At 71.5% G+C, this 15774-nt stretch carries 15 protein-coding genes and 1 other RNA gene; 6 read left to right on the plus strand and 10 right to left on the minus strand.

Annotation, left to right across the window (positions count from 1 at the left end):
* Positions 1 to 70: 70 nt before the first annotated feature.
* Positions 71 to 1465, plus strand: a complete 1395-nt coding sequence (locus DFH01_RS03565) for a leucyl aminopeptidase family protein (protein ID WP_109868999.1) — start codon at positions 71 to 73, stop codon at positions 1463 to 1465.
* 172 nt (positions 1466 to 1637) lie between these two features.
* A complete protein-coding gene (locus DFH01_RS03570) occupies positions 1638 to 2030 on the plus strand; it encodes a MarR family transcriptional regulator (RefSeq protein WP_109869000.1) in 393 nt (130 codons plus the stop codon).
* A 26-nt stretch (positions 2031 to 2056) separates the two neighbouring features.
* Here DFH01_RS03570 and DFH01_RS03575 read toward each other — a convergent pair whose 3' ends face one another.
* From DFH01_RS03575 to DFH01_RS03610, 8 genes are all read right to left on the minus strand, one after another.
* Positions 2057 to 2989 (minus strand): 2-hydroxyacid dehydrogenase, encoded by a 933-nt coding sequence (locus DFH01_RS03575; RefSeq protein WP_109869001.1) that lies wholly within the window; start codon positions 2987 to 2989, stop codon positions 2057 to 2059.
* On the minus strand, positions 2989 to 3459 hold the full coding sequence (locus DFH01_RS03580) for a hypothetical protein (RefSeq protein ID WP_109869002.1): 471 nt from the start codon (positions 3457 to 3459) through the stop codon (positions 2989 to 2991). The genes DFH01_RS03575 and DFH01_RS03580 overlap by 1 nt, the downstream gene beginning before the upstream one ends.
* Entirely contained in the window at positions 3456 to 5066 is a 1611-nt protein-coding gene (locus DFH01_RS03585) for an ABC transporter ATP-binding protein (RefSeq protein ID WP_109869003.1), read from the minus strand. The genes DFH01_RS03580 and DFH01_RS03585 overlap by 4 nt, the downstream gene beginning before the upstream one ends.
* A complete protein-coding gene (locus DFH01_RS03590) occupies positions 5063 to 6097 on the minus strand; it encodes an ABC transporter permease (RefSeq protein ID WP_109869004.1) in 1035 nt (344 codons plus the stop codon). The genes DFH01_RS03585 and DFH01_RS03590 overlap by 4 nt, the downstream gene beginning before the upstream one ends.
* Positions 6098 to 6314: 217 nt before the next feature.
* The gene (locus tag DFH01_RS03595) at positions 6315 to 7436 is read right to left on the minus strand and encodes a microcin C ABC transporter permease YejB (RefSeq protein WP_109869005.1); all 1122 of its coding nucleotides are present in this window, start codon (positions 7434 to 7436) and stop codon (positions 6315 to 6317) included.
* A gap of 60 nt (positions 7437 to 7496) precedes the next feature.
* Positions 7497 to 9347, minus strand: a complete 1851-nt coding sequence (locus tag DFH01_RS03600) for an extracellular solute-binding protein (RefSeq protein ID WP_109869909.1) — start codon at positions 9345 to 9347, stop codon at positions 7497 to 7499.
* A 44-nt stretch (positions 9348 to 9391) separates the two neighbouring features.
* Complete coding sequence (gene hisN / locus DFH01_RS03605; protein WP_109869006.1) at positions 9392 to 10177, minus strand: histidinol-phosphatase; 786 nt, start codon at positions 10175 to 10177, stop codon at positions 9392 to 9394.
* 22 nt (positions 10178 to 10199) lie between these two features.
* Entirely contained in the window at positions 10200 to 10736 is a 537-nt protein-coding gene (locus DFH01_RS03610; protein ID WP_109869007.1) for a c-type cytochrome, read from the minus strand.
* 217 nt (positions 10737 to 10953) lie between these two features.
* Between DFH01_RS03610 and DFH01_RS03615 the strand changes: the two genes are divergently transcribed.
* Positions 10954 to 11850 carry a prephenate dehydratase gene (locus tag DFH01_RS03615; protein ID WP_109869008.1) on the plus strand — a complete coding sequence of 299 codons (897 nt, stop codon included), beginning with the start codon at positions 10954 to 10956 and terminating at the stop codon, positions 11848 to 11850.
* Positions 11851 to 11877: 27 nt separating this feature from the next.
* Here DFH01_RS03615 and DFH01_RS03620 read toward each other — a convergent pair whose 3' ends face one another.
* A complete protein-coding gene (locus DFH01_RS03620; RefSeq protein WP_109869009.1) occupies positions 11878 to 12198 on the minus strand; it encodes a phosphoribosylamine--glycine ligase in 321 nt (106 codons plus the stop codon).
* Positions 12195 to 13124, minus strand: a complete 930-nt coding sequence (nudC, locus tag DFH01_RS03625; protein ID WP_109869010.1) for an NAD(+) diphosphatase — start codon at positions 13122 to 13124, stop codon at positions 12195 to 12197. The genes DFH01_RS03620 and nudC overlap by 4 nt, the downstream gene beginning before the upstream one ends.
* 95 nt (positions 13125 to 13219) lie before the next feature.
* Between nudC and DFH01_RS03630 the strand changes: the two genes are divergently transcribed.
* From DFH01_RS03630 to DFH01_RS03640, 3 genes are all read left to right on the plus strand, one after another.
* A complete protein-coding gene (locus tag DFH01_RS03630) occupies positions 13220 to 13687 on the plus strand; it encodes a DUF29 domain-containing protein (RefSeq protein ID WP_158287604.1) in 468 nt (155 codons plus the stop codon).
* A 45-nt stretch (positions 13688 to 13732) separates the two neighbouring features.
* Positions 13733 to 13831: signal recognition particle sRNA small type (ffs, locus tag DFH01_RS03635), an RNA gene on the plus strand.
* A gap of 50 nt (positions 13832 to 13881) precedes the next feature.
* The gene (locus DFH01_RS03640) at positions 13882 to 15774 is read left to right on the plus strand and encodes a DNA polymerase III subunit gamma/tau (protein WP_109869012.1); all 1893 of its coding nucleotides are present in this window, start codon (positions 13882 to 13884) and stop codon (positions 15772 to 15774) included.

Raw genomic sequence — 15774 nt, forward strand, 5'->3', positions numbered from 1 at the left:
GCCCCCGATTCCCGCGGCAGTCCGGCATGGCTAGTCTCCGCCGCCTCTCTGGCCTGCATGAGGAAGCGCCATGCTGGAATGCCTCGCGGAACCCTCCGTCGATTCGCTGCCGCTGCATGCGGTGACGCCGGCCGGGCTGGAGGCGCTGCTGGAGGGGCTCCCGGCTTCGCAGGCCGGCTTCCTCCGGGCCTCCGGCTTCGCCGCGAAGGCACAGGAGATCAGGCTGCTGCCGGGCGAGGCGGGGCTGGGCGGCGCGGTGCTGGGCCTAGGCGCCGACGCGGCGGAGGCGGCGCGGCCCTGGGCCTTCGGCGGCGCAGCCTTCGCCCTGCCGGAGGGCACCGCCTGGCACCTCGTCGGCGCGCCCGATCCGGCCGCCGCGGTGCTCGGCTGGTGCCTCGGCGCCTATCGCTTCCGCCGGCTGAAGTCGGAGGGCGCCCGCGCACCCGCGCGGCTCGTCGCCCCGGCGGGGACGGAGGCGGCGCAGCAGCAGGCGGCGGCGATCCGGCGCGGGCGGGACCTGATCAACATGCCGGCGAACCATCTCGGCCCGGCGGAGCTGGCCGAGGCGGTGCGCGACCTCGGCGCCCGGCACGGCGCGTCGGTCGAGGTCATCGAAGGCGCCGCGCTGGCCGAGGGCTTCCCGGCGGTGCAGGCGGTGGGCGGCGGCTCGCCGCGCGCCCCGCGCGTGGCGATCCTGCGCTGGGACGGGGCGGCGGACGGCCCGCTCGTCGCGCTCTGCGGCAAGGGCGTCTGCTTCGACACGGGCGGGCTCGACCTGAAGCCCGCGGCGGCCATGCTGCGCATGAAGAAGGACATGGGCGGCGCCGCGGCGGTGATGGCGGCGGCCGAGATGCTGATGGCCGCCCGCGCCCCGATCCGGCTGCTGCTGCTCATCGGCGCGGTGGAGAACGCGGTCTCCGGCACCGCCTTCCGGCCGCTCGACGTGATCCGCACGCGCAAGGGCCTGACGGTCGAGATCGGGAACACCGATGCCGAAGGGCGGCTCGTGCTGGCGGACCTGCTGGCGCTGGCCTGCGAATCGGCGCCGGCCCTGCTGGTGGATTGCGCCACGCTGACCGGCGCGGCGCGGGTGGCGCTCGGACCCGACCTGCCGGCGCTCTTCACCGACGACGACAGCCTTGCCGAGAGCGTGGTGCGGGCCGGCGAGGCGGTGAGCGACCCGCTATGGCGGCTCCCATTACAAAAAAATTATCTATCCTGGCTAGACAGTTCGATCGCTGATCTTAACAATGTTTCCACGAAGCCAATGGCGGGGGCGATCGTTGCAGCGCTATTCCTCCGTCATTTCGTGGAACGAGATGCGCGCTGGGCACATATAGACTTATACGCATGGAACGATCAGAGTCGTCCCGGTCGGCCAGAGGGCGGCGAGATCCAGGCGGCCAGGGCCATCTTTCGAGCGGCCGAAACGCTTGCCGGGGGGGCCGGCGGCGCGGGAAGGTAACAAAGCCAAGATGAAACGGGAACTTTCTGCTTCAAGCCGCTCTCAAAAGGGTGCTTCGCGCGACGACCATTCACGTAACGGCATCTCGAGAAGGCGTGGCAAGATGCGCTCCGGGGCCGCGGCCAAGCCCGGTTCGGACGGCCGGGAGGGCAGCCAGGAAGGATTTGAGAGCATGGCAATGCAGACGAACCCCGACGTGCTTGTCGGTATCCTCAGGGACACGGTCGTGGCGCTGGTGCGCCGCGACGGGCCGGACCTGTCGGCCCGCCAGCTTGGCGTATTCCTGACGGTCTACCTGACCGACGGGCCGCACACCGTGCGCGGCCTGGCGGCCGAGCTGAACGTCTCCAAGCCCGCGATCACCCGCGCGCTGGACCGGCTCGGCGAGCTGGACCTGGCCCGGCGGAAAGTGGACCCGATGGACCGCCGCAGCGTGCTGGTGCAGCGCACGCTCAAGGGCGCCGCCTTCCTGCGCGACATGCGCAGCATCATGGACCAGGCCGCGCGCGAGGCCCCGCAGGGCGGCGAGAACCCGGCCGAGGGCTCGGCGCGCCGGGCCGGCTGAAGCCGGCCGGCGTTGCGCAGGCCCCCTCAGTAGCCGGCGGCGAAGTCCACGAGGTTCAGCAGGGGCGCGCCCGTCCGCGCCCTGCGCAGGTTTTCGACAACCTGCGGCGCGGCACTTGCCGGAATGGTGATGCTGGCCGCGTGCGGCGTCATGATCACCTTTGGATGCGCCCAGTAGGGGTGCTCGGGCGGCAGCGGCTCCGGCTGGAAGACGTCGAGCGCCGCGCCGGCCACCTGGCCGCTGTCGAGCGCGGCCAGCAGGTCGGCATCCACCACATGGCCGCCACGCGCGCCGTTGATCACGAAGGCGCCGCGCGGCAGCCGGCCCAGCAACCGGGCGTCCACGATCCCCCGCGTCGCCGGCGTCAGCGGCAGCAGGCAGATCAGGATGTCGGACCGCGCCGCCATGGCGGCCAGACCCTCCTCGCCGTGGAAGGTCTCGACGCCCTCCACCTGGCGCGGCCGGCGGGTCCAGCCCATCACCGGGAAGCCCAGGCCGCGCAGCAGCCCGCCGGCATGGCTGCCGAGCTCACCGAGGCCGAGGATGCCGATGCGGCGCTCGGCGGTGACCGGCGCAGGCAGTTCCAGCCAGTGCCGGTCGCGCTGCAGCGCGCGGTATTCCAGGTCCTGGCGGTGGAAGCGCAGCACGTTCAGCAGCACCCACTCGCCCATCTGCGTCGTCAGCATGCGGTCCACCAGCCGCGCGACCGGGATGCCCGGCGGCGGTCCCGGCGGGCGCAGCAGATGGTCCACGCCGGCGCCCATCGAGACGATGAGCTTCAGGTTGGGATAGCGGCGCAGCTCCGCCATGTCGTGCGAGGTCCAGACCACCGCCGCCTCGATCGCGGCCGGATCGCCGGCATCGGGGAACATCCGGATCTCGAGGCCGGGATCGAGCGCCAGCAGCGCGCCGCGCCAGGCCTCCATCGCATTGGCCTTGGTGGAGAGCAGAACGGCCATCAGGCAGCCTCCCGGGGCGCTTCCGGCGCGGCATGCTCCCGCGCCACGAGGCGGACGAAGCCGCGCCAGTCATCCCGGCGCGTCGCGGCGAGCTTCCTGCCGTCGGGCAACTCCGCATAGAGGCTGAGCACGCCCTTCGCCCAGAGCGCGTCGAAATGCACATCGGACTGGAGCGCCCAGGCCGTGGTGCGGTCGAACACGCCGTCCTTCACGCGCGGCTGCACCTTCGCCAGCCACCACCAGCAGCCGACGACCAGGATGGCCGCGCCGAGATAGAAATGCACCCACGCCGTCGCCGCGAAGGAGGAGACGAGGATCAGCGCCGCCGGCCAGACATTTTCGCCATAGCGATAGACCGGGCTGCCGGGAGAGTTCATCTTGCGGATGTGCACGCCGAGCTTCATCCGCTCGGCCCCGAGCAATTCGCGCAGCATCTCGAGCGGCGATCGCGGCTCTTCCTCGTCCGTCATGTCCTGACCTGGCCCGGCTCGGCCGCGGCCAGGTCGAAGGCCGCCGCCATCAGCGCCCGCGTGTAGGGCTGCTTCGGCGCGTCGACAACCGCCTCCGCCTCGCCTTCCTCCACCACCCTGCCGTCCTTCAGCACGACGATCCGGTGCGCCATGGCGCGGACCACGCGCAGGTCGTGGCTGATGAAGAGATAGGCGAGCCGATGGCGGGCCTGCAGTTCGCGCAGCAGCTCCACCACCTGCGCCTGCACGCTGACATCGAGCGCGCTGGTCGGCTCGTCCAGCACCACCAGGCGGGGCTTCAGCACCAGGGCGCGGGCGATGGCGATGCGCTGGCGCTGGCCGCCGGAGAATTCGTGCGGATAGCGCTCCGCCATCTCCGGCGTCAGGCCGACCTCGCGCAGCGCGGCGGCGACACGATCCGCGCGCTCGGCGGGCGCGAGCTTCTCATGCACCGCCAGCCCCTCGCCCACGATCTCGCCGACCGTCATGCGCGGGCTGAGCGCGCCGTATGGGTCCTGGAAGACGATCTGCATGCGCGCGCGCAAGGGCCGCAACGCCGCGCGATCCAGGCCCTGGATGTCGCGCCCCTCGAAGCGGATCGCGCCTTCCGATCCCTCCAGCCGCAGCATCGCCAGGCCGAGCGTGGTCTTGCCGCTGCCCGATTCGCCGACGAGCCCGATCGTCTCGCCCTCGCGGATCGTCAGGGAGACGCCGTCCACGGCCTTCACCATGCCCACGGTGCGCCGCAGCAGGCCGCGCCGGATCGGGAAATGCACCTTCACCTGCTCACCCTGCATCACCACCGGTGCAGTGGACTGCACCGCTGCGGGCCGGCCGCGCGGCTCGGTGGCCAGCAGCATCTTCGTGTAGTCGTGCCGGGGATTGGCGAAGACCTCGGCGACATCGCCCTGCTCGACCGCCTGGCCGTTGCGCATCACCACCACGCGGTCGGCATGCCGCTTCACGATCTGCAGGTCGTGGGTGATCAGCAGCATCGCCATGTCCAGCGTGCGCTTGAGATGCGCGAGCAGTTCCAGGATCTGCGCCTGGATCGTGACGTCGAGCGCGGTGGTCGGCTCGTCCGCGATCAGCAGCGCGGGATCGTTGGCAAGTGCGGCCGCGATCATCACGCGCTGGCGCTGGCCGCCGGAGAGCTGGTGCGGATAGGCGTTCAGCCGGTCCTCGGCCTGCGGGAAGCCGGCGCGGCGCAGCAGCTCCACGATGCGCGCCTGCAGCGCCGCGCCCTTCAGCGGCCTGTGCAGCGTGATTGCCTCGCCCACCTGGCGGCCCACCGTGTGCAGCGGGTTGAGCGAGGTCATCGGCTCCTGGAAGACCATGCCGGCGGTGCCGCCGCGCAGCCGTCGCAGCGCCTCGCCCTCCGCACCCAGCACATCGGTGCCGTCCAGCAGGATGCGCCCTTCGGGATTGGCGCCCGCGCCCGGCAGCAGGCGCAGGCAGGAGAGCGCGGTGACGGACTTGCCGGAGCCGGATTCGCCCACCAGCGCGACGGTCTCGCCGCGCTTCACGTGAAACGAAACGCCCTCCACCACGCGCCTGCCGTTGAAGGCGACCGAGAGGTTCTCGACGGCGAGGATCGGATCGCTCATCGGCCTCCCCCCGGTAGCTTCCGCGGATCGAAGGCGTCGCGCACGGCCTCGCCGACGAAGATCAGCAGCGTCAGCACGCCGCCCAGCACGACGAAGGCGGTGATGCCGAGCCAGGGCGCCTGCAGGTTGTTCTTGCCCTGCGCGACGAGCTCGCCCAGCGAAGGCGAACCCGGCGGCAGGCCGAAGCCGAGGAAATCCAGGCTCGCCAGCACCGTCACCGAGCCCGACAGGATGAAGGGCAGGAAGGTGAGCGTGGCGACCATCGCGTTCGGCAGGATGTGGCGCCACATCACGGTGGTGTCGCTCACCCCCATCGCCTTCGCCGCGCGCACATAGTCGAAGTTGCGCCCGCGCAGGAATTCCGCGCGCACCACGCCCGTCAGCCCCATCCAGGAGAACAGCAGCAGGAAGACCAGCAACGTCCAGAAGCTCGGCTCGATGATGCTGGCCAGGATGATCAGCAGGTAGAGCTGCGGCATGCCCGACCACACCTCGATGAAGCGCTGGAAGGACAGGTCCACCCAGCCGCCGTAGTAGCCCTGCACCGCGCCGGCCGCGACGCCGATGATGGAGCTCACGATGGTCAGCGAGAAGCCGAACAGCACGGAGATGCGGAAGCCGTAGATCACCCGCGCCAGCACGTCCCGCCCCTGGTCGTCCGTGCCGAGCCAGTTGCGTGCCGAGGGCGGCGCCGGCGAAGGCCGGCCGAGATCGCGCACCACCGTGTCGTATTTGTAGGGAATCGGCGGCCACAACGCCCAGCCGCCGCGCTCCGCGAACTCGCCGAGCACCGTCGGATCCTTCCAGTCCATCTCGACCGGCAGGCCATCGGGGATCACGTCGCTCTCGGCATAGCCGACCACGGTCGGGAACAGCCAAGCGCCGTCCACGCGCGCGAGCAGCGGCTTGTCGTTGGCGATGAACTCCGCGAACAACGTCAGCACGAAGAGAAGCAGGAACACCCAGAGCGACCAGAAGCCGCGCCGGTTGGCCTTGAAGTTGGCAAGGCGCCGCCGGTTGATGGGGGTCATGGTTTGCGCGCTCCGCGGGGGCGCTGCCCCCGCACCCCCGCCGGGGAGCTTGAAGCTCCCCGAACCCCCACATTCGCTTTCAACGCCAAGGAGGGAGGGGGCCTAAAGCCCCCTCCCTCCTTGGCGTTAAATGGATGCAGGTCCAGGAAGCTCAGCTTCCTGGCGGGGGGTGCAGGGGGGCAGAGCCCCCCTGCGGGCGCATCAACCATCACCCCGTTCACCGCCGCGCCTCGAAGTCGATGCGCGGATCCACGACGGTGTACATCACGTCGCCGACGATCTGCATGATCAGCCCGAGCAGGGTGAAGATGTAGAGCGTGGCGAACATGATCGGGTAGTCACGTCGGATCGCCGCTTCGAAGCCCAGCAGCCCGAGGCCGTCCAGGCTGAACACGATCTCGACCAGCAGCGCGCCGGTGAAGAGGATGCCGATGAAGGCCGCCGGGAAGCCCGCGATGATCAGCAGCATCGCGTTGCGGAAGACGTGGCCGTACAGCACGCGCGTCTCGTTGTTCCCCTTGGCGCGCGCCGTGACGACGTATTGCTTGCCGATCTCGTCGAGGAAGCTGTTCTTGGTCAGCATGGTCAGCCCGGCGAAGCCGCCGATCACCAGGGCCAGCGTCGGCAGCGCCATGTGCCAGAAATAGTCGAGCGCGCGATCCCAGAATGGCCAGGTCTCGCTGCCCGGAGAGGCCAGGCCGCGCAGCGGGAACCACTGGAAGAAGGACCCGCCGGCGAACAGCACCACCAGCAGGATGGCGAAGAGGAAGCCCGGGATCGCATAGCCCACCAGCACCACGCCGGATGTCGCGACATCGAAGCGCGTGCCGTCCTTCACCGCCTTGCGGATGCCGAGCGGGATGGAGACCAGGTAGATGATCAGCGTGGACCAGAGGCCGAGGCTGACGGAGACCGGCATCTTCTCCAGGATGAGGTCCACCACCGGGCGGTCCTGGAACAGGCTGCGGCCGAAGTCGAAGGTCAGGTAGCCGCCCAGCATCTCCATGAAGCGCACATGCGCCGGCTTGTCGAAGCCGAACATGCGCTCGATCTCGGCGACGATGTTGGGGTCGAGGCCACGTGCGCCGCGATAGGTGCCGACGGGGCCGCCGCCCGCATCGCCACCCGCCGCCGCCGTCGGCCCGCCGCCGGGCTGGCGCGTCTCGCCGCCGCCCTCGCCGGTGAGGCGCCCGAGCGTCTGCCCCTCGCCACGCAGCTCCGCCAGCATCTGCTCCACCGGCCCGCCCGGCGCGAACTGCACCACGGCGAAGTTGATCAGGATGATGCCGAGCAGCGTCGGCACCACCAGGATCAGGCGGCGGAGGATATAGGCGGCCATCTCAGCCCGTGGGCGCGGCCCGGCGCGCGCCGGGCAAGGACGGGGGCGCGCGCATGCGGCTCAGAGCGTCCGGCGGGCTTCGGCGAGCGCGCGTTCCTTCGCCGGGTCGACCCACCAGGTGTCGAGGCCGATGTCGAAGCGCGGATTGCGCGGCGGGCGCCCGAACTTGTCCCAGTAGGCGACGCGGAAGCTCTGGATGTGCCAGTGCGGGATGAGGAAGTCGTGGGCCAGCAGCACGCGGTCGAGCGCACGGGTGCGCGCGACCAATTCCTCCCGGTCGGGCGCGTTGATCACCAGCTCCACCAGCGCGTCGATCGCCGGATCGCAGATGCCGGAGGCGTTGCGGCTGCCTTCCTCCCGCGCCTTGGCGCAGGTGAAGAAGTCGCGCTGCTCGTTGCCGGGCGAGAGGCTCTGGCCCTGGCCGCCCACCGTCATGTCGTAGTCGAAGCTGTCCATGCGGCGCTGGTACTGAGCCGGGTCCACCGTGCGGACGTTCACGGTCATGCCGACGCGCTGCAGCGCCTGCACATAGGGCAGCGCCACGCGCTCGAAGGTGGGGGAGACGAGCAGGATCTCGAACTCGAAGGGGCGGCCCTGGGCGTTCACCAGGCGGCGGTCCTGCACGCGCCAGCCCGCCTGCTGCAGCAGCCCGAGCGCGCGGCGAAGCCCCTCGCGGTTGTTGCCTGAGCCGTCCGTCACGGGCAGCCGGAATTCGGTCGTGAAGACGCTGTCCGGGATGCGCCCCCGAAAACCTTCCAGGATCTCCTTCTCGCGCCCTTGCGGCAGGCCGGAGGAAGCAAGCTCGGAATTGCTGAAGTAGCTGTTGGTGCGGGTATAGGCACCGTAGAAGATGTTGGCGTTCATCCACTCGAAGTCGAACAGCTCGACCAGGGCGCGGCGCACGCGCTGGTCCTGGAACAGCGGCCGGCGCAGGTTGACGATGAAGGCCTGCATGCCGGTCGGCAGCTCGTGGCGGATCTCCTCGAGCTTCACCAGGCCGGCGCGGCGCGCGGGGAAGTCGTAGCCCGTGGCCCAGTCGCGCGCGACGTTCTCGGTTCGGAAGTCGATCTGGCCGGCCTTGAAGGCCTCAAGGGCGACGGTGTTGTCGCGGAAATACTCGAACCGCGTCACGTCGAAATTCTGCGTGCCGCGCATCGCCGGGATGTCCTTCGCCCACCAGTCCGCGACGCGGCGATAGACGATGCTGCGTCCCGCGTCGAAGCGCTCGATCCGGTAGGGGCCGGAGCCGAGCGGCGCTTCCAGGATCGGGCGCGTGAAGTCGCGGCCTTCCCACCAATGCTTCGGCAGCACCATCAGCTGCCCCAGGATCAGCGCCAGCTCGCGGTTCTCATCCGTGCGGAAGCGGAAGGTGACGCGATGCGGCGTCTCGGCCACGGCCTCGGTCACGTCGGCGTAGTAGGCGCGGAAGAAGGGGCGGCCGTGCTGGCGCAGCGTCTCGAAGCTCCAGACGACGTCCTCGGCCGTCAGCGGCCGGCCATCATGCCAGCGCGCGGCCGGGTTCAGCGCGAAGGTGACGCCCTTGCGGTCCGCCGGCAGGTCGATCCATTGCGCGAGATAGGGGTATTCGGTGCTCGCCTCGTCGGCGCTCTCCTTGAGCAGAGTGTCGTAGATCAGCGTCGAGCCGACGCCGGCCGTGCCGCGGATGATGAAGGGGTTGAAGCTGTCGAAGCTGCCGAGCGCCCAGCGCGCGATCTCGCCGCCCTTCGGCGCCTCCGGGTTTACCCAGGGGAAGTGGGTGAAGTCGGCCGGCAGTTGCGGCTCGCCCAGCAGGGACAGCGCATGGGTCCGCACCGCCTGGCCGGGGGTGCCGCCCGCGGGTGTGACGGCACGGGCGGCGGCCGGCACGAGGCCGAGCGCAAGGGACAGCGAAAGCAGGTCTCGGCGTCGCATGGCCGAGAGTGTGGGGACGCGCCGCGCCCGCGGCAACAGCGCCGTCACAAGTCGAGCAGGGCGGAAACTTCCGGCAACAGCGCCGGGTCTCCCACCGCGAGCACGGTGCCGTCCCCATCGAGCCGCAGCGGCCGCCCGGCCCAGTCGGTGCACCGCCCGCCGGCACCCTCCACCACCGGGACCAGGGCGGCCCAGTCCCAGGGCTTCATCGTCGCGTCCACCACCACGTCCACCAGGCCCAGCGCCAGCAGGCCATAGGCGTAGCAGTCGCCGCCCCAGGTGGTCCGCCGAGCCGCTTCCTTCACGGCGGCGAAGCGCGGCGCGGTGGCCGCATCGAATATGTCGGGCGAGGTGCAGGACAGCTCGGCCTCGGCAAGACTGGCGCAGGGCCGGCAGCGCGGCGTGCCGCCGAAGCGGGAGGCGAAGCGGGTCGGCTCCCCGGCGATGCCGATCCAGCGTTCCCCGGTCGTCGGCTGGTCGATGATGCCAAGGACGGGGGCGCCGCGATGCAGCAGGCCGATCAGCGTGCCGAACAGCGGTCGGCCGGTGACGAAGGCGCGCGTGCCGTCGATCGGGTCGAGCACCCAGACCCAATCGGCATCCGCGCGTTCCTCGCCATATTCCTCGCCGATCACCCCATGATCGGGCAGGCGATGCGCCAGAAGCCCGCGGATCGCCCGCTCCGCGGCCTTGTCGGCCTCGGTGACGGGGCTGGCGTCGCCCTTGGCTTCGACCAGCAGGGCCGAGCGGAACAGCGGGCGGATCACCTGCCCCGCCAGGTCGGCCGCTTCCTCCGCGATAGCGAGGAAGTCGGCGGCCTGCGCCGTCACGCCCGCCGGCCCGGCCGCGCCCTCAGGGCAGCGGCTTCGGATTGTCGTCCAGCGAGCGCAGGAAGGCGATGACGTCGGCGCGCTGCTGAAGGTTGCGCAGGCCGGCGAAGGCCATGCGCGTGCCCGGCATCGCCTCGCGCGGGTTCGCGATGAAGGCGTTCAGCGCCTCGTAGTCCCACGGCTTGTCGGCCAGGGCGCGGTTCGCCGGCGAATAGTTGAAGCCCTGCGCATGCGCATGCGGCCCGCCGACGACGCCCCAGAGGTTCGGCCCGACGCCGTTCGGCCCGCCCTTGGCGAAGTTGTGGCAGGAAGCGCAGAGGCGCTGCGCCAGCTGGCGGCCACTATCCACATTGGCCGCGGCCAGGAGCGGCCCGACCGGCTCGAGCGCCGGAGCGGCCGGCGTCGCCGGCGTGGCAGCCGGGGGCGGCGCGCCCGTTGCGATCGCCGCCTCGTATTGATGCGGCGGCGAGACCAGGAACTTGCCGACCAGGCCCGCGACCATGAAGGTGATGCCCGCGGTCAGCACCGCGGCCGCGGCCTTGTTGAATTCCAGACTCATCCCGGATGCCACCCTTCCCGAACGCGGCCCCGCTGCCTTGCCGCCCGTCCCGGCTGCCGCGCAGGACGGAGCCGCTGGCCGGGCTGCGCCGGCAGGCTTGCGCCGGGGCCAACGTGCCGTAAAACCGCGCGGAACATAGAGGCGGTGCGAAACCTCGACAACCCGCCCGCCCGCCGAACGCGCGGCCGCGTCGCCGCCCAGCGCCCACAGGACAGAAATGGACAGCACCGCCGCCGCCCCGCGCCAGACCGCTTCGCCGGAGGGTGGCCAGATCATCGCCTTCCAGGGCATGCCCGGCGCCTATTCGGACCTGTCCTGCCGGCACGCCTATCCGGGATGGACCACCCTGCCCTGTGCCTCCTTCGAGGCGGCGATGCAGGCGGTGCGCGAAGGCCGCGCCGCGCTCGCCATGCTGCCCTGCGAGAACTCGCTGGCAGGCCGCGTGCCCGACATCCACCGCCTGCTGCCCGATTCCGGCCTGCATGTCGTCGGCGAGCATTTCCAGCGCGTCGAGCACTGCCTGCTCGCGCCGAAGGGCGCCAGCATCGCCACGCTGAAGCGTGCGCACAGCCATCCGATGGCGCTCGGCCAGGTGCTGCGGGTGCTGAAGGAGCTCGACCTGCAGGCGGTGATCGAGGCCGACACCGCCGGCGCCGCGAAGCTGATCGCGGAGCGCGGCGGCATCGAGGACGCGGCGATCGCGAGCGAGCTCGCCGCGGCGGTCTACGGGCTCGAGATCCTGCGCCGCAACGTCGAGGACGAGGCGCACAACACCACGCGCTTCTACGTCATGTCCCGCACCCCCCTCTCGCCGCCCTATGGCGAGGGCCACTGGGTGACCAGCTTCGTCTTCCGCGTCCGCAACATCCCCGCCGCGCTCTACAAGGCGCTCGGCGGCTTCGCGACCAACGGCGTGAACATGACCAAGCTCGAGAGCTACATGGTCAACGGCGAGTTCACCGCGACGCAGTTCCTGGCCGATGTGGACGGCAAGCCGGACGAGCCGGCGCTGGCGCGCGCGCTGGAGGAACTGGCCTTCTTCTCGGCCGACCTGCGCATCCTCGGCACCTATCCCGCGCACCCCTACCGGCTGGCGCAGCGCGAGGGGAACTGAGGCGCCCCGTCCGACGGGAGCTCCGCGCTACCAGTAGAAGCCCTGCGGGCGCACGCGCTCCACGCCGCCGCTGCGGATCACGCCGCGGCGCCGCAGGCAGGCGTCGAAGGCGTTCGATTCCGCCTCCACCGCCATCGCGGTCAGCCTGTCCTCCTGCGTGCGGTTGCTCGGGTTCATCTCGCGCCAGACATTGCGCACCGACGGGTCGCGCCGCGCCTCCTGCCGGCATTCCGCCACGACGGGATCGTTCGGCAGTTCCGCCGCGACGCGCCGCTCCTCCGGCGTGCTGCCACAGCCAGCGGCCAGAAGCGCCGGCAGCGCCAGCGCGAGCAGGGTTGCGCGCATCATGTCCCGGCCTCCAGCCAGTCCTCGATCAGCCGCCGCGCGATGGAATCGACCCGCGGCAGGGAGAAGCCGAGCGCCTGGTGGTTGCGCAGCTCCGCGCGGGAGAACCAGCGCGCGTCCTTGAGCTCCTCCGGGTCGATCCGGATCGCCTCGGTCAGGCCCTCGGCGTGGAAGCCGATCATGATGGAGGAGGGGAAGGGCCAGGGCTGGGAGGAATGATAGGCGACCTCGCCCACCGCGACGCCCGCCTCCTCCATCACCTCGCGCCGCACCGCCTCCTCGAAGCTTTCGCCCGGCTCCACGAAGCCGGCCAGCGTCGAATACATCGTCACGTTCGGGAAGCGGTGCGAGTGGCCGAGCAGGCAATGGTCGCCGCGCACCACCAGCATGATCACCGCGGGGTCGGTGCGGGGGAAATGCTGCGTGTTGCAGCCGGTGCAGACCATCGCATGGCCGGCGCTGCGCGGTGCGCAGGGGGCGCCGCAGGCGCCGCAGAAGCGGTGCCGGGTGCGCCAGTGCATCATGCCGCGGGCATGCGCCAGCACGCTGGCCTCGCCGGGCGGCAGCAGCCCGGCCACCTGCCGCAGGTCGGCGAAGCTGCCCATGCCCTCGGGCAGCAGCGGCAGCGGGTCCTCGGCGGCCGAGCAGTCCACGGCGAAGACCGGCCGCTTCTCCCACAGGCCGAGGAAGGCCCAGGGGCCGTCCTGCATGCGCAACGCCTCGGCGGCCTCGGCGGTGAGCAGCACGGCCTCGGGATGGCCGTCCTCCACGCCTTTCATCAGGTTGCGGCTGCGCCAGACGGGGGCGAAGAGCGTCTCGGGGTCGGCCAGGGTCTGGTGGATCCAGTCCGCGTCCTCGCGCAGGTGGCCGGCGCGGTCGAGGGGACTGCCGGTATAGGCGTTGGGCCGGCTGGCGGGGATCGAGAGCATGCGCCCGGTGATGTGCCATGCGGCCCTTGGGCCGGCAACCGCGGGCGTGGCGGGAGACTTCCGGGATCGGCTATTCTCGGCCAGCGGAGGCGAGCATGCCCGACGACCTCTATGACCGTGACTTCGTCGCCTGGGCCCAGGCCCAGGCCGATCGCCTGCGCCGGGTCGCTGCCGGCGAACGGGTGAACGATCTCGATTGGGCGAATGTCATCGAGGAGATCGAGACCTCGGGGCGGAGCGAGGTCCAGGCTGTGGCGTCGCTGCTCGAGCAGGGGCTGATCCACGCGATGAAGGTCGCGGCTTGGCCGGACCACCCCGCCGCCGGGCACTGGCGCGGCGAAGTCCGGACCTTCCTGAACAACGCGCTCAGACGCTTCACACCCAGCATGCGGCAGCTTCTGGACCTGCCGGGAATCCATGCCGACGCGCTGGATGCCGTGCTGGAGATGGACATGGGCCAGCCGCCGATGGCGCTGCGCGCCGATACCGACCTGACCCTGGATGAGTTGCTTTCGCGCGACCTGCGCCCGGATGCGCTGGTGGCCCGGCTGCGCAAGGGCTGATCCCTGACCATTGCCCCAGGACGCCCGAACCCCGATATTGGGGGCGGAAGGTCGGCGACGGACGTGCCCCTCGCCAACCCGGTCAGGTCCGGAAGGAAGCAGCCGTAACGAGTTCTCGCGCGGGTCGCCCGCCGGCCTTCCACCCGGCCTTTTCCCACCCTGGCCCGACCGGCCCCCTCAGCGATCCCGGACCGATGGCCAGCGACCTCCTCGGCAATTCCATCCCAGAAGACCTGCCGGAGCCGCCAGCGCCCGACGGGCCGGGCCTGTTCGGCGACCCTGCCCCCGCCGCCCCGCCGCCCGCCGCCCCGCCGCCCGCCGCCCCGAGCCTTTCGGCCGAGCCCGCCGCGCCCTATCGCGTCCTCGCCCGCAAATACCGCCCCACCGCCTTCGACGACCTGATCGGGCAGGAGGCGCTGGTCCGCACCCTGCGCAACGCCTTCGCGCAGGGCCGCGTCCACCACGCCTTCATGCTGACCGGCGTGCGCGGCGTCGGAAAGACCACGACCGCGCGCATCATCGCCCGCGCGTTGAACTGCGTCGGCCCCGACGGCAAGGGCGGCCCGACGCCCGATCCCTGCGGCGTCTGCCCCGAATGCCGCGCCATCCTGGCCGACCGCCATCCCGACTACATCGAGCTCGACGCCGCCTCCAACCGCGGCATCGACGATGTGCGGGAGCTGCGGGACATGCTGCGCTTCCGCCCCAGCCAGGGGCGGTTCAAGGTCATCATGCTGGACGAGGTCCACATGCTGACCGAGCCCGCCTTCAACGCCCTGCTCAAGACGCTGGAGGAGCCGCCGCCGGACGCCAAGTTCATGCTGGCGACGACGGAGCTGCGGAAGGTACCGGCCACCATCCTCTCGCGCTGCCAGACCTTCCATCTGCGCCGCGTGCCGCAGGAACAGCTGCGCGCGCATTTCGCGAAGATCTGCGCCGCCGAGGCCGTGACGGCGGAGGAGGAGGCGCTGGCCATGGTCGCCCGCGCCGCCGACGGCTCGGTGCGCGACGGCCTCTCCATCCTGGACCAGGCGATCGCGCTGGCCGGCGGCGCGGGCGTGACCGCGCAGGGCGTGCAGGAGATGCTGGGCCTGGCGGAGCGCGGCCTGGCGCTCAGCCTGATGGAGGCGCTGATGGGCGGGGACGTGGCGCGCGCCCTGGCGCTGTCCGAGGAAGCGCATGCGCGCGGCACCGATCCGGGCGTGGTGCTCTCGGACCTGCTGGCGCTGACGCATCTGCTCTCGCGCCTCAAGACCATCCCGGCGCTGCGCAAGGACGCCGCGCTGACCGAGGACGAGCGCGTGCGCGGCGCGGCGCTGGCCGACCGGCTCTCGATTCCCGTGCTCGCGCGCGCCTGGCAGATGCTGCTGAAGGGCGTGCAGGAAGTGGCGCAGGACGGCGTGGACCGCCGCGCCGCGATGGAGATGGTGCTGATCCGGCTTGCCCATGCGGCCGAGCTGCCGACGCCGGGCGACCTGGTGCGGCGGCTGACCGAGCAGGGCGGTGCGGCGCCGGCCTCGCCCGCTCCCGGCGGCGGTCCGGGTGGCGGGCTGCGCGCCATCGCGGGCGGCGGCGCCGTTGCGGCCGCCGCGCCCGCGCCGGCCCCGGCCGCGCTGCCGCAGCCGGCCAACTGGCGCGAGGTGGTCGCGCTGACATCTGGCCGCGAGCCGCGGCTGCATTCCGAGCTGCTGTTCTACGCGCGCCCCGTCTCGGTCACGCCCGGCCGCATCGAGCTGCAGCCCGACGCGAACGCCTCGCGCGATCTCGCGCAGCGTCTCTCCGCCTTCCTGCAGCAGGCGACCGGCACGCGCTGGACCATCAGCCTGGTCAATGCCGGCGGCGGCGCAACGCTGGCCGAGCAGGGCCGGGCCGCCGAGCAGGACCGCCGCGCGCTGGCCCGCGCGCATCCGCTGGTGCAGGCCGTGCTGGAAGCCTTCCCCGGCGCCACGATCGAGGCTGTGCGCGACGGCGCGCTGGATGCCTATGGCCTGCCGCCACCTTCCGCCCCCGACGGCGACGGCCGCGACTTCGCGCCGCCGGATGCGGAGCCGGCCGGCTTCGACGACGAATTCCCCGCAGAGGACTGA

Origin of the sequence: Falsiroseomonas bella, assembly GCF_003173615.1 — a bacterium.
Taxonomy (GTDB): Bacteria; Pseudomonadota; Alphaproteobacteria; order Acetobacterales; family Acetobacteraceae; genus Falsiroseomonas; species Falsiroseomonas bella.

What these genes read in the sequence shown, in the direction of transcription:
- DFH01_RS03565 (WP_109868999.1), top strand. Translation starts at nt 71, where the DNA reads ATGCTGGAATGCCTCGCGGAACCCTCCGTCGATTCGCTGCCGCTGCAT.
- DFH01_RS03570 (WP_109869000.1), top strand. Translation starts at nt 1,638, where the DNA reads ATGGCAATGCAGACGAACCCCGACGTGCTTGTCGGTATCCTCAGGGAC.
- DFH01_RS03575 (WP_109869001.1), bottom strand. Translation starts at nt 2,989, where the DNA reads ATGGCCGTTCTGCTCTCCACCAAGGCCAATGCGATGGAGGCCTGGCGC.
- DFH01_RS03580 (WP_109869002.1), bottom strand. Translation starts at nt 3,459, where the DNA reads ATGACGGACGAGGAAGAGCCGCGATCGCCGCTCGAGATGCTGCGCGAA.
- DFH01_RS03585 (WP_109869003.1), bottom strand. Translation starts at nt 5,066, where the DNA reads ATGAGCGATCCGATCCTCGCCGTCGAGAACCTCTCGGTCGCCTTCAAC.
- DFH01_RS03590 (WP_109869004.1), bottom strand. Translation starts at nt 6,097, where the DNA reads ATGACCCCCATCAACCGGCGGCGCCTTGCCAACTTCAAGGCCAACCGG.
- DFH01_RS03595 (WP_109869005.1), bottom strand. Translation starts at nt 7,436, where the DNA reads ATGGCCGCCTATATCCTCCGCCGCCTGATCCTGGTGGTGCCGACGCTG.
- DFH01_RS03600 (WP_109869909.1), bottom strand. Translation starts at nt 9,347, where the DNA reads ATGCGACGCCGAGACCTGCTTTCGCTGTCCCTTGCGCTCGGCCTCGTG.
- DFH01_RS03610 (WP_109869007.1), bottom strand. Translation starts at nt 10,736, where the DNA reads ATGAGTCTGGAATTCAACAAGGCCGCGGCCGCGGTGCTGACCGCGGGC.
- DFH01_RS03615 (WP_109869008.1), top strand. Translation starts at nt 10,954, where the DNA reads ATGGACAGCACCGCCGCCGCCCCGCGCCAGACCGCTTCGCCGGAGGGT.
- DFH01_RS03620 (WP_109869009.1), bottom strand. Translation starts at nt 12,198, where the DNA reads ATGATGCGCGCAACCCTGCTCGCGCTGGCGCTGCCGGCGCTTCTGGCC.
- nudC (WP_109869010.1), bottom strand. Translation starts at nt 13,124, where the DNA reads ATGCTCTCGATCCCCGCCAGCCGGCCCAACGCCTATACCGGCAGTCCC.
- DFH01_RS03630 (WP_158287604.1), top strand. Translation starts at nt 13,220, where the DNA reads ATGCCCGACGACCTCTATGACCGTGACTTCGTCGCCTGGGCCCAGGCC.
- DFH01_RS03640 (WP_109869012.1), top strand. Translation starts at nt 13,882, where the DNA reads ATGGCCAGCGACCTCCTCGGCAATTCCATCCCAGAAGACCTGCCGGAG.